Here is a 10,248-nt window from a genome sequence, read left to right as displayed (position 1 = left end):
GCTAGTCCGTATATTCACAAGACCAAAACCCCCCACCACCCCCACACCAACAACCGGACGACCCGATTCAACCCCCACCACCCCACCCCACGCCACCGCCGGCGCTGCCCTGTTCCGCACGGCGGAAGCCGCCGCGCTTGCGCAGGCGCACGCAGACCGACCGGACCCCACTGCACAGCACGGGCAAGAGGAGGAGGTCTCCCCTCGCGGCTCTGGGTAAGTAACAGACCAGGAAGAGCGGCCCGGGACCATTCGACCGGGCCGCCCTTCTTCGACACCTGTCTGGAGGTCCCGCCGCCGCACGACCCCGCACCGCCTCTGATCTCCCGACCATGCCCACACGGGAACCGGTTGCGGACAGAAGCTGCCGGGCCGGAAGAATGACCGCAGTGAGCGACGTCGAGCTGCGTGACCTGCTGATTCGCTCCCAGCAGCTGAAGAGCATGCCCCGGGGCAAGGAAACGCGCCGCGGACAGCTCTTCAATGCCTTCCCGCGCGACCTACTGCGCGCCTGGGGGGCTGGAAGCAGACTCCGCCCAACGGGAGATCTGGCTTTGTTCACTTTCGGTGACAGCGTTGTTGACGGGTTTCAGCAGCAGTGGGCAGGTAAAGGACATCGCTGATGTCCGCGGAAATGACTGCACCGCCGTGCGATCGAGACGCTGAGGACCTTCCGTGTCGGATCATGAGCCAAGAGCCGCCTACACCGAACTCGCGGATCAGGAAGTGCACAGTCTGCGAGCGCGTTACTGCCGGCTGCGGACCGCTCGAGGCGAACCGGTCGCCGAGCTGGAGGTGCTCTCCTTCCACTTGCGGTTCGGTGCGGTGGCCGTTGCTGCGGAAGGCATCGGTGGCGTGGAAACCCAGCCCGGGTTCCGGCGTCAGGGGCACATGGGTCGACTCCTCCGCCAGGCGTTGGCCGGCATGGCACAGCGGGTGGACGTCGCCTTCGTATCCGACGGGATCGAGGGGGTGTATGAGCAGTTCGGTTTCGTCGGAGCCGTCGCTGAAGGGCACCTGGTCATCCCCGTGCGCAACGTCGAACAGGCGGTGGGAGACGATCTGGGTACGGCCGTCCCGGGCATCCGCAGCGGCTCTCCGGCCGATCTCCCGGCGATGATCCGTATGTACAACACCGCGCACGCCCAGCGGCCCTGGACCCACGCACGGCACACAGGCTGGAACCGGCTCATCCCCCAGGCCACGTGGAAGCCCGGGTCGCAGACCCTGATCCTGCAGACCGACGGTGCTGCCGCCGGCTATGCCGTGCTGCAGGGCCGAGCGTTCGGCGACCCCCTGGGTTCGCTGACCGTGGACGAACTGGTGGCCGAGAATGCCGCCGCGGCACGCCGACTGCTCATGGCCATCGCCCGACTCTGCTGGAAACGGCGTCTGAGCGAATTCATCGTGCGGGAGCCGACCGACAGCCTCACCGGCCGAGTGGCTCGCCATATGGGCTGCACCTACCAGCAGAGATTTCCGCCGAGCGGCGGGATGATGGCCGCTGTCCTGAACCGGTCGTCCCTGCTGCGGAAGCTCGAGCCCGAGCTGCGGCGCCGGGCTGCCGTGCAACAGCCGGACCCGGTCTACGACAAAGCCTTCGACGCACTGCGACGCAGCGATCTGTTCCCCGACGACAAGGCGCTCATCCGGCTGCTTCTTGGCTACTGGTCGACCGATGACGCATACGTGCACGGCATGTCGGTCCCCGAACGGTACCGGGACCTTTGCAACGCTTGGTTCCCCAGAGGCGGCACGCAGTCTCTGCCGACCCCGTACGCACACCGCCTGGACCGGTACTAGAACCTGCGCCGACGAGACGGCGTGACCAGCCTGTCCCCCGCGCCGAGGCGCAGCCCCATACCGTCCCGGCAAACACCACCGTGCCGCCAAAACGAGAACCGACAGCGCCCGTACACGAGTTTGGACTCTGGTCCAACTTCCGCGCTGTGAACGTAAATGCGCTGGTGGATTACCGCCGATCCGGTGCCTGAGGACGGCCACCAAGAACTCGCCGTCGACATCGCAAAGACGGCGCCACCACGCGGCATCAAGCGCTTCCCCGGCCACCCCGTCCGGCGCCGCGGCGGCCGGGAAGCGCACGTACACGGCGGATGTCGGGGTGACCGGCGAGACGCTGCGGAGCTGGGTGCGCCAGGCCGACGAGCACGCGGGCCGCGATACAGCCACGGCGAGCAGAGTGCGGAGGGCCGGGAGGAGGAACCGGCCCGGCTGCGCGCGGAGAACGGCATCAAGAGGCAGCTCTACGGACGTGCCGGATCAGACCCGTCTCGTACGCGGCGATCGTCGCCTGCACCCGGTGGCACGCGGGGATATCGCGGTCGGGGATCCAGGATCGCCGCACTGGCCGGGCGCTACGGCGGTGCCACCTGTCCCCGGGCCGGGCCGGCGACGGCGCAGTCCGTACTCGTAGGCCTGGCCGAACTTGGCGCACCAGCGGCGCACTGTCTCGTAGGAGACGATCACGCCGCGCTCGAGCATCAGCTCCTCGACCTCGCGGAAGCTGAGCGGGAACCGGATGTACAGCCACACGCAGTGTGAGATCACCTCGACCGGGTACCGATGCCCCCTGTACGACGGCGACGCGCTCCCCACGGACGACCCCTCCCAGCATGATCAACCAGAAGATCATCCCACCCGGTCAGTCAACGTGACAGCGCCCGTCAAGGACCAGGTGCGCCGGCTGGTGCAGGAGAAGAAAGCCCACTACATCGCGGTGATCAAGGGAAACCAGCCGACCGCGTCGGCCCAACTCAAGGCCCTGCCATGGGAGCAGATATCCATAGCGCACACCGTCTTCGGGACCGGGCACGGGCGGCGGGAGCCCCGCTCGGTCAAGACCATGGCCATCGCGGCGAACCTGGGCGGGATCGCCTTCCCGAAAGCGCGGCGGGCCTTGCGCATCCACCGGCGCCGCCAGGAGAGCGGCAAGAGGCAGACCCGGGAGACGGTCTACGCCGTCACCAGCCTCGACACCCACCAGGCCAGCGCCGCTGACCTGGGCGGATACGTGCGCGGGCACTGGGGAATCGAAAATTCCAGCCACCATGTCAGAGATGTGGTGTTCGCCGAGGCCGCCTCCACCGTCCACACCGGCAACGCGCCGCCGGCGATGGCCGCTTTGCGGAACCTGGCCATCGGCAGGCTGCGACTGCTGGGAGCGGACGACATCGCCAAGACCACCCGAGCGATCCGGGACGCACCCGAACACGGCGTCTGGATCTGGGGCATCACCGACAGCCCGCTCCTACCGGGAACTCGAAGCCGCCCTGACGTCATGGCGGCAGGCGCTGGAGACCATTCGCCTGCCGGATGCTGGCTTCTACGCGGCGAAGCCGATGTTGGTGACGTACTCGTACTGGCCCCACTGGGAACCGAGGTCGGGCAGGACATCGGCTGTCCAGGCGTCGTCCAGGCCCTGGTGATCGCCGACCCCAGCACCCGACGATCTTGTCCCAACGCGCGCGTAGTGCGTACTTGTCCTTCCAGGTCCTGGTGGTCTGCTCGGCTCGCGCTCTGGCCAGGGTCTCGTGGAGCTCTTGCGGCCGGAGGCTGAGGCTGCGGGTGCCACGCGCGGAGGTGATGTACTTGTCCTGGATGGGGCGGGTGTGGCAGTCGGTGCGGGCGAACTGGACCGCCCGGTTGCGCCCCGGCGGGGGAACATGCACCGCACACTTCGTGCCCCCTGTGTCAGACCGCCCGCCGGAGTGCCGGGGAGAGCCGGCACGGAGCCGGCCTCCCCCCGTGCGGTCAGGCCCGAGGCGCGCGACGGTCCCGCCGCTCCTCGAGCTCCTCCGCGCTGACCGGGATGAGCATCGGCTGGCCGGGTGCGCAGAACATCGTCACGACGAACTGGGATTCGGCGTCGGCGAGGTTGTTGCCGTCCTGGTAGTGGATAACATCGCCACCCGGCTCCCAGAAGGTCTGACCAGCCTTGAGGACGCGTGCCGGCTCGCCCTCCAGTTCGAAGACCATCTCGCCCTTGATGACAAAGCCGTAGGCAGGGCCGGAGTGGCGGTGCGGCGGGGCGCCCTCGCAACCCGGCGGGAGGGTGACCAGGAGGGTCATCGCCTCGGCGCCGTCGGGGATCTGCGGTGCGCCGGGTACGGAGCCGATGACGTCGATCTGGGGCGGCGGTGTGGTCGAGTTGGGGTTCTCAATGTGGTGCGAGTGCTCGGCGCTCATGGATTTCCTCATCATTTGTAGATGGTTAAGAGCTCTTCCATCAGGTAAGACCATCTGGCGTCGCAATGTGTGACAGCTGCGCTGCCCTCAGACGGCGACGCCGATCCGCGCCCTGGACACCGGCCGTCGAAGCCGACAGCGAAATCCGCAGCGGCAGGGCCCCGATCGCGGGTAGGAACGTCACGTCCACGGGGCAGAAGACGAGCGCTGACGCGACCAGGGTTCACAGGTCCGATGGGGTCAGCGCGATGGCGGCGGCCACCGTGAGGATGAAGAGACAGCGCAGCGCGTCGCTGCCGAGACACCCCATCAACGCGGCCATCACCGGATCCGACACCGGCCAGACTCAGCTGCGCAATTTCGGGGGGCTGGGGGTGAGCGGGCCTTGGGTGCGCAATGATCGTCTGCGCGGGCGTTGACCTGTCGTGCGGTCGCGGGGGTGGTGTGGATGTCGCTGCAGCCGGAAGGGTTGCCGAGGCGTTAACACGTTGTCGGTGTCTGGATGTCTGACGGTGCGTCGAGACGCGGCGCAGCCGGGTTCCGACGCGCTACTCAGGTCGTGGTGGGCTGGCCGACGGCGCCGGTGATGTGCTCCCAGATCGCGAAGCGGATGGTCATCTCGGCTCGATATTCGGGGGCGGTCATCAGACGGCGGCGGGGGTGGAAGTGGGGTGAGATGCCGCTGAACGCGGACAGGAACCGCTGGGCTGCGCGACACTGCGGAAGCTTTTCATGGCCCGTTCGCGCCGGCGGGTGGGCTGGTGGCTGTTCTCGGCCCAGTTGTTTACCGGTAGTTCGTTAAATCCGGAGGTAGAGGTCAATGCCCTGTCCGGTGGTGACCGCGTCAATCAGGGCCTGGGGCTCATGGGGTGGGTCTGTGTCCGTCCATGCTTGCCACCATCGGGTGAGGGTGATGGCTGGGGTGAGCCAGGACCGGATGGCGCGTAAGGCCCTGGGCCAGCAGGGCTGTTGGGCCTGGTGGGGTATATCTGGTCCCCCTCTCTGGTCCCCCTCTCTGGCCCCTCCTCCTCTGGCCCCTCCTCGGGACAGGGGTCCGGCGCGGTGACATCCAGCGGTCCGGGTGGGGCGAACCATCGGTCCCAGCAGAAGGAGAAGGCGCAGTTGACCAGGGTCTGGTGGCGACGGATGGCGCGGGCGAAGCGCACCTGGAAGTCGGCCCAGCCGAGTTCGTCCTTGATTTGTTTGTAGCTCTGCTCGATCCACGGCCGCAGGCCGTAGAGACGAACAGTCTCGGCGAGGTCGGCCGGCGGGTGCAGACTGGCCAAGGCGTGGGGTGCGTCGGGGTGGGGCAGGCTGGTGGCCAGGTACCACGTGACCTTTTCCAGCAGCCGGGCCGGGTCGGTGGTGGCCACGACCAGCCGGCAGGGCGAGTCGGGTCCGTAGCCGCCCAGACGGGCATCGGCGGCCCACCCGGTCTCGGTATGCCCGTCACGGAAGTGACGCTCCACAGCTGTCCAGTCACCGGGACGCCTGGCATCGCGCCAGGTCAGAGTCTGCGCGGCTTCGATGGGGGTGTACGGCTGGTCGGCCCGGCCTCAGGTGCCGCGGTGCGGCTTGAGCACCACCACGTAGGCCAGGCCGGCCTCGCGCAGTGCGAGATACCAGTCGTCGCTGACGTAAGTAGGCGCAGTCGGCGACCACCGCCCGGCAGCCGAAGCCCGCCGCCTTCCCAAGGGCCGCGAGAGCAGCAGCCAGCTGCGGCTTCGTACGGATCCCGCGGCGCCAGCAACCCGGTCAGGTACTCGCGGAACCCGCGCCGCTGCGCCAGGCTGAAGAAGAGGTCGTCGAACCGGGCCGCGTACTCCTCCAACGGACCCGGCGCAGGCGGACACGGACGGCGAGCGGTCATCTCCAGCCTCCAGCACAGCAGTTGACTCCTACCACCGACCTACGACCAACCCGACCTGCCGTCAACCCACGCCACCACCAGATTTAACGAACTACCGGTAGGCCGCAAACGCCTTCACTCGGCAGTGGGTTACCGCCCTCCGCGCGAAGTCCACGCCGAGTACCAGAAGTTGCGAATCGCCGCTTGAAATCAGCAGCCAGAAGCTGTCCGAGAAACGTGAGGCCCCTCAGGCGGACACCGGCGACTGGTCCCGGACTTTGCGAGTTCATCCATGGGCACACAAACGCTCTTGATCATGTCTGCTGCATCGAGGGCGTTGGCTGCTTCCGGTGCTTTCCACCGTTGCAGAGGATCTTGAGCCATGAATCGCACGATGCGAGTCTTGCGGGGCACGGCCTGGAAGCGATATCTGCGGCGCGTGAACTCGGGTGGCCACCGGTCGCCTGCTTCTGCCCCAGCCCGCCGCCGTGACCCGAGCAGGGCACCGACAGGCGCTTCGTCAGGCACGGACGGAACAGCCCACGACTCCTCCCTCAAACAAGGGGAGCCGATTGGTCCGGCGATCGGGCCGAAGGGTCCCTGCCCCCGTGCCGTACTCCACCTCCACGCGGAGAGTGGGGAGCAGAAGCCTTCTCGGAGGTGAGCACAGTGATGTATCGGCATGACGGCTGGGGCGGTGGCTGAGCCTGGATGGCCTTCATGCCCCTGCTGTGGATCGCGCTGATCGGCCTGGCCGTCTGGGCGGTGATCCGGCCGACGCAGGGTTCGTCCCGTGGCCGCTCGGGCCCCGACGGCGGCTGGAAGGGCCAGGAGCACCGGGAAAGCCCGGAGGAAATCCTCGACCGCCGCTACGCGTCCGGTGAGATCGACACGGACACCTACACCGAGACTCGCGGCCTCGACGCACACCGCCCGAGGCCCCGGTGACCGGACTCCGTGGCCACTGGCTGCCGCTGACCGTGCTGGTCGCCTCGGTGGCCGGGCTGATCGTCTCGGTCGTGTGGACGGTGGGCGCTGGCTCTCCGTCGTGGCGGCCGGGCCCCGGGATGATGACGAGTGCGCTCTCCCGCGCGGGCCCGGTGCACAACCTGCCGACGCCGACCGCGCCGCGGGACGTTTCGGCGACCGGTGGGGCCTGCACGTCGGGGAGGTCATGCGGTTCAGCAACGGCTACTACGCCGAGCTCCTCGGCTCCGGCGGCAGCGGCGCCATCGAGGTCCTCGTCGACTCGCGCAGCGGCACCGTCCGGCTGGAGTCCGGCCCGGCCCTACACCAGGCAGCCCGGTATGTACGGCCAGCAGCCCTCCGCCCCTGCGATCCACGCCGCCGCCCTCTTCCACGCGGCCGGCGCCCGAGGGGTCCTCGAACTCGGCGCCGGTCACGGCCGCGACGCCCTGTACTGCGCGCATCCGCCCTGCGGCAGGGAATCGCCGAACGGGTGACCACCGCCGTGCACGACGTGCGCGATCCCTTGCCGCTGCCGGATGTCTCGGTGGATGCCGTGTTCGCGCACATGCTGCTGTGCATGGCTGTGTCCACCGAGGAGATCCACGCTCTCGTCGGCGAGATCGCACGCGTGTTGCGGCCCGGTGGCACCTTCGACTGGCGACGCCCACTACGGCACGGGCAGGTTCCACGGGGGCAACATCTGCGAGCACAGGGGCTTCGCTGTCCATTTCTTCGACCGTGCCCTCGTCGAGCCCTTGCCGAGGGCTGGATTCTCGACGACGTCCACGCCTTCGAGGAAGGCGAGCTGCCCCGCCGCCTGTGGCGCGTCTCCCAGGCCCGGCCCGGATGACGACTGCCCCGCCTGCCCTTCTGCTCCGCCCAGTGCGCACAGGTGTACGGCGCCGAGCCCGGCCGCCACGCCAACATGTCGGCCACCGGCAGGCGCACCCGGCTACCCCGTCCAGCATCAGCAGGTCGATGCCCTGCTGATCGGCATGGGCGAACGCTACGACGTCCTGGTCACCCTCGAAGACGGTGTCTTCCCCCTGGTCGCGCTGGCCGAGGGGAAGAACGCCACCGGCCTGGCCCTGGTCCGCACCGGCTCCGGCACCGCTCCCAAGGCGAACGTCCGTCCGGCAGAACTGGACGGCGTGATCATGTCCGCGTCGCAGCTGAAGCCGGCGGACGACGTCCGGCTGGCGTCGAAGATGGTAGACCGGGTCCACCGCATCGAGCTGACCGGCGGCATGATGGCGTACAACTGGGCCATCAACGGCAGGCGGTTCGACATGAACGACCCGACCGCCCATGCGATCACGGTGGAGCAGGGGCAGCGCGTCCGATTGGACTTCGTCAACCGCACCACCATGTGGCACCCGATGCACCTGCACGGCCACACCTACCAACTCGCCAGCGGCGGGCCCCGCAAGGACACGACCATCGTGCTGCCGAAGAAGGCGGTGTCGGTCCTCTTCGACGCGGACAACCCGGGCCAGTGGATGCTGCACTGCCACAATGCGTACCACGGCGAGGCCGGGATGATGGCGCTGGTGGCCTACCAGAGCTGAACTCACCCACATGGTCACGCGGGTGCGGCTCATTCACCGCACTCGCGTGACCATCGCATCCCGGACCCGCCGACCACCCTGCGCGCGATTCCCAAGCGGCGACAGCCGACAGCTCGGCCGCGCCGATCGACCCGCCCGCCTCCTGGAAGGCGTGGACGACGACTTCACCGACCGGCCGATGGCCGACGGGGGCCGTTCCTGCTCAGCTGCGCCACAGCTGACGGGCACTCAGCGGTCGCACGGGGGCGGGGACACGATGGTGGTGTGCCACTGGACTGGCCTGCGCGGCTTCGGTCGGCGCACTCGCCCAGAGCGACACCTCACCGCCCGCCGACCCGAGCCTGTCGCGACGTACATCCGGAACCGCATCTGTTGCGACTCGGGTGCCCTTCTGAACGCAGGCGCGACCAAACCCGTATGAACCATGGACACCACCAGCCCGCTTGTCACCGCCCGCCGAGGATGAACCCGATGACCAGTCCTGAGCAGCATCCCGCGCGACCGCCGCTTCGGCGGTGGCGGGCCCTGCTGGTGCTCGGGCTGCTCGCGGGACTGCTGGGCATGCACGCCCTGGCACCCGGCGGTCTGACCACGGACCATGCCCACGCGCGCCCCATGGCGGCCACGAAGACCCTGGACGGTGACTGCTCCGACGGGCAGTGCGGCGGATGCCACGCCCAGCACGCCGACGCGACCTGCGCGTCCGGCGCCGTGAGCAATGGCCCGCAACCGCCTGTCCTCACCGCCGATCCGGTGGCCGTTCCCGCGGAGACCGAGGCAGCGTACTCGTACGTGCGCACGAATCCGGATGACTCCCGCGCGCCACCGTCACTTGCCGAACTCCAACTCCTGCGGATCTAGAGGCGGTTCCGGTACCGCGCCACGCACCGGCGCGGCGCTCCCCGCACGCCCGGATCGCCTCTTCCAGACAGCAGGAGTTCAAGCATGTCCGCCACACTTCACCATCACACTCGCCGCGTCGCCCTCATCGCGACCGCCGCCACCGCCTCGCTCGTCCTGGCCGCCTGCGGCGGCAGCAGCGACACCGGCAGCGCCGGCTCCGGCAACGGCTCTACGAACGCCGCCGGAGCGCACAACACGCATGATGCCTCCTTCGCGCAGGGCATGATCCCGCACCACCAGCAGGCCGTTCAGATGGCGCAGCTCGCCGCCGGCCGGGCCTCCTCCGCCCAGGTCAAGGACCTCGCCGCACGCATCGAGAAGGCGCAGGACCCGGAGATCAGCACCATGACCGGCTGGCTTGAAGTCCTGGGGCAAGGACGTCCCGTCGTCCGACAGCTCCATGGCTCCATGGGCTCGATGCCCGGCATGGACCAGCCCGGCGGCTCCAGCATGCCCGGCATCATGAGCAGCGCGCACATGGCCGAGCTGAAGAAGATGTCCGGCAAGGAGTTCGACACCATGTTCCTGACCATGATGGTCGAACACCACAAGGGCGCCGTCGAGATGGCCACTACGGAGAAGGGCAAGGGCGAGTACGGCCCCGCCACGAGCATGGCCGACGGCATCATCACCACACAGAACGCCGAGATCTCCGAGATGAACAAGATGCTCGGCAAGAGCTGACGACACCCCGTCCGGGGGCCGGGGACGACACCGGCCCCCGTTCCGCCTCACGGAACCGGAACCCTCACG

8 protein-coding genes and 6 pseudogenes are annotated in these 10,248 nt (G+C 68.5%); 9 read left to right on the top strand and 5 right to left on the bottom strand.

Features of this window, described 5'->3' with window-relative positions; genetic code table 11:
• Positions 1-389: 389 nt before the first annotated feature.
• Both ACZ7M2_RS51570 and ACZ7M2_RS51565 read left to right on the top strand, forming a co-directional pair.
• On the top strand, positions 390-623 hold the full coding sequence (locus ACZ7M2_RS51570) for a hypothetical protein (RefSeq protein WP_471601226.1): 234 nt from the start codon (positions 390-392) through the stop codon (positions 621-623).
• Between the two features lie 52 nt (positions 624-675).
• Positions 676-1,803 (top strand): GNAT family N-acetyltransferase, encoded by a 1,128-nt coding sequence (locus tag ACZ7M2_RS51565; protein WP_471601225.1) that lies wholly within the window; start codon positions 676-678, stop codon positions 1,801-1,803.
• Positions 1,804-2,383: 580 nt separating this feature from the next.
• Here ACZ7M2_RS51565 and ACZ7M2_RS51560 read toward each other — a convergent pair.
• Positions 2,384-2,616: pseudogene (locus ACZ7M2_RS51560) on the bottom strand (IS6 family transposase); the annotation flags it as partial.
• Between ACZ7M2_RS51560 and ACZ7M2_RS51555 the strand changes: the two are divergent.
• Positions 2,540-3,148, top strand: a pseudogene (locus tag ACZ7M2_RS51555) (ISAs1 family transposase); the annotation flags it as partial. The pseudogenes ACZ7M2_RS51560 and ACZ7M2_RS51555 overlap by 77 nt on opposite strands.
• Positions 3,149-3,343: 195 nt before the next feature.
• Here ACZ7M2_RS51555 and ACZ7M2_RS51550 read toward each other — a convergent pair.
• The 4 genes and pseudogenes from ACZ7M2_RS51550 to ACZ7M2_RS51535 all read right to left on the bottom strand — a co-directional run.
• Positions 3,344-3,482 (bottom strand): annotated as a pseudogene (locus ACZ7M2_RS51550) (transcriptional regulator); the annotation flags it as partial.
• Positions 3,483-3,771: 289 nt separating this feature from the next.
• Positions 3,772-4,206 carry a cupin domain-containing protein gene (locus tag ACZ7M2_RS51545; RefSeq protein ID WP_352053486.1) on the bottom strand — a complete coding sequence of 145 codons (435 nt, stop codon included), beginning with the start codon at positions 4,204-4,206 and terminating at the stop codon, positions 3,772-3,774.
• Between the two features lie 552 nt (positions 4,207-4,758).
• A pseudogene (locus tag ACZ7M2_RS51540) lies at positions 4,759-4,994 on the bottom strand (IS6 family transposase); the annotation flags it as partial.
• Positions 4,995-5,068: 74 nt separating this feature from the next.
• Positions 5,069-6,076: pseudogene (locus tag ACZ7M2_RS51535) on the bottom strand (IS701 family transposase).
• Between the two features lie 690 nt (positions 6,077-6,766).
• On the opposite strand from ACZ7M2_RS51535, the gene ACZ7M2_RS51530 reads away from it, so the two are divergent.
• The 6 genes and pseudogenes from ACZ7M2_RS51530 (at position 6,767) to ACZ7M2_RS51505 (ending at position 10,179) form a co-directional block, all read left to right on the top strand.
• A complete protein-coding gene (locus ACZ7M2_RS51530; protein ID WP_471601224.1) occupies positions 6,767-7,003 on the top strand; it encodes an SHOCT domain-containing protein in 237 nt (78 codons plus the stop codon).
• 359 nt (positions 7,004-7,362) lie between these two features.
• The gene (locus ACZ7M2_RS51525; protein WP_471601223.1) at positions 7,363-7,518 is read left to right on the top strand and encodes a hypothetical protein; all 156 of its coding nucleotides are present in this window, start codon (positions 7,363-7,365) and stop codon (positions 7,516-7,518) included.
• Positions 7,515-7,874, top strand: coding sequence for a class I SAM-dependent methyltransferase (locus tag ACZ7M2_RS51520; RefSeq protein ID WP_471601222.1), 360 nt, complete (start codon positions 7,515-7,517; stop codon positions 7,872-7,874). Before ACZ7M2_RS51525 ends, ACZ7M2_RS51520 begins: the two co-directional genes overlap by 4 nt.
• A 100-nt stretch (positions 7,875-7,974) precedes the next feature.
• Positions 7,975-8,592: pseudogene (locus tag ACZ7M2_RS51515) on the top strand (multicopper oxidase domain-containing protein); the annotation flags it as partial.
• Between the two features lie 471 nt (positions 8,593-9,063).
• Positions 9,064-9,453, top strand: coding sequence for a DUF6153 family protein (locus tag ACZ7M2_RS51510; RefSeq protein WP_471601221.1), 390 nt, complete (start codon positions 9,064-9,066; stop codon positions 9,451-9,453).
• 84 nt (positions 9,454-9,537) lie between these two features.
• Positions 9,538-10,179 carry a DUF305 domain-containing protein gene (locus ACZ7M2_RS51505; RefSeq protein ID WP_471601220.1) on the top strand — a complete coding sequence of 214 codons (642 nt, stop codon included), beginning with the start codon at positions 9,538-9,540 and terminating at the stop codon, positions 10,177-10,179.
• Positions 10,180-10,248: the final 69 nt, after the last annotated feature.

The organism is Streptomyces sp. NPDC111507, assembly GCF_055638955.1.
Note: the sequence above shows the minus strand (reverse complement) of the source record. Positions and strands in the feature narration are given on the sequence as shown.

Bases quoted from the DNA above. Each gene is read 5' to 3' on its own strand.
- ACZ7M2_RS51510 (WP_471601221.1), top strand. From the start codon at position 9,064: ATGACCAGTCCTGAGCAGCATCCCGCGCGACCGCCGCTTCGGCGGTGG.
- ACZ7M2_RS51505 (WP_471601220.1), top strand. From the start codon at position 9,538: ATGTCCGCCACACTTCACCATCACACTCGCCGCGTCGCCCTCATCGCG.
- ACZ7M2_RS51530 (WP_471601224.1), top strand. From the start codon at position 6,767: ATGGCCTTCATGCCCCTGCTGTGGATCGCGCTGATCGGCCTGGCCGTC.
- ACZ7M2_RS51525 (WP_471601223.1), top strand. From the start codon at position 7,363: ATGTACGGCCAGCAGCCCTCCGCCCCTGCGATCCACGCCGCCGCCCTC.
- ACZ7M2_RS51545 (WP_352053486.1), bottom strand. From the start codon at position 4,206: ATGAGCGCCGAGCACTCGCACCACATTGAGAACCCCAACTCGACCACA.